This is a genomic window from Pediococcus damnosus (assembly GCF_001437255.1).
GTDB lineage: Bacteria > Bacillota > Bacilli > Lactobacillales > Lactobacillaceae > Pediococcus > Pediococcus damnosus.
The window spans coordinates 1-608 of the sequence record NZ_JQBD01000183.1 but is presented as its reverse complement, the minus strand read 5'-3'; the positions used below and the strand labels follow the sequence as shown (position 1 = coordinate 608).

The following is a 608-nucleotide window of genomic DNA, read 5'->3' as shown; positions in this document are numbered from 1 at the left end:
CAATGACGAAAAAGCAACGGCAACACCAAACTCGAAACCGGCATGAAGATGGGGGCATGCACTTGTAATCACAAAATTAGCGACTGGTTAATTGGTATGAATGGTAGCCCATAATGTATTTTATATTGATAAAAATTTGGTACGTAGAGCGTGCTCGATTAGTTACCTATAGCTGCCAGCCTTGTGTATGGTCTATCAAAGAGACCAGGCAATCAAAAACTTTAAGCCGGAACCCTATTTTGAACTAAATGCGGAAATTGTAGCTAATCAGCAAAAATTCGTCGCAAAATTAGCCCCCTATCAGCGATTTAAATACAAAGCAGGGCTAATGACATTCATGCAAGCTACACACGTTCAGAAAGGCTCACAGGCTGGTTTAATCAAGGGCATTCAAAACCAGGCTAAAAAAAGTGCTAGTCCCCAACCATTCTCGCTATCCAGTCTGCAAAGTGCCATGAATAAACGTTATCACGCCAGCGCCAGTCAAACCTTAGCGGCCATTCAGAGTTTATACGAAGCCAAGTACCTTAGTTATCCCCGCACCGATTGTGCTTACATCACTGATGAAGAATTTGATTATTTAGTGGCTAATCTGACGAAGTATCTGG

General features: G+C 42.1%; 1 protein-coding gene. It reads left to right on the top strand.

Features of this window, described 5'->3' with window-relative positions:
- Positions 1 to 187: 187 nt before the first annotated feature.
- A partial coding sequence (locus IV84_RS10560; RefSeq protein WP_420865363.1) for a DNA topoisomerase occupies positions 188 to 608 on the top strand: 421 nt, incomplete at its 3' end.